Source organism: Virgibacillus sp. 7505 (assembly GCF_002272135.1).
GTDB lineage: Bacteria > Bacillota > Bacilli > Bacillales > Amphibacillaceae > Terribacillus.
This window is the reverse complement of sequence record NZ_NPBF01000099.1, coordinates 1-335: the sequence shown is the minus strand read 5'-3', so window position 1 is coordinate 335 and position 335 is coordinate 1. Positions and strand designations below refer to the sequence as shown.

1 protein-coding gene is annotated in these 335 nt (G+C 43.3%); it reads right to left on the bottom strand.

Features of this window, described 5'->3' with window-relative positions; genetic code table 11:
- On the bottom strand, positions 1-335 hold a 335-nt coding region (locus tag CHH91_RS18100), incomplete at both ends, for a family 4 glycosyl hydrolase (RefSeq protein WP_483372413.1).

The following is a 335-nucleotide window of genomic DNA, read 5'->3' as shown; positions in this document are numbered from 1 at the left end:
GCTCAGGATAGGCTGATTTAATGAAATACGGATGGTATTCGGCATTGTGCTCGGAAGACTCGGTCACATAGTAGCCAAACCGTTCCATTAGCTGAAAACGTACCATATCGTGGTGTTTTTCTTTGTTTTTCTCTTTGGCGCGCCGTTTGATTTCAGGATATAAGTCTTGGCCGTCTTTTTTCACTTCAAGGAGCCAAGCAACATGGTTAATGCCAGCAATTTTTTCCTCAATCCCTGTATGGTCCATCCCAAGATGTTTAAATAAGTCACGTGTACATACTTGAACGCTATGGCAAAGGCCAACATTTTGCACGTTTGTGTAGCGTGAAAGCGTG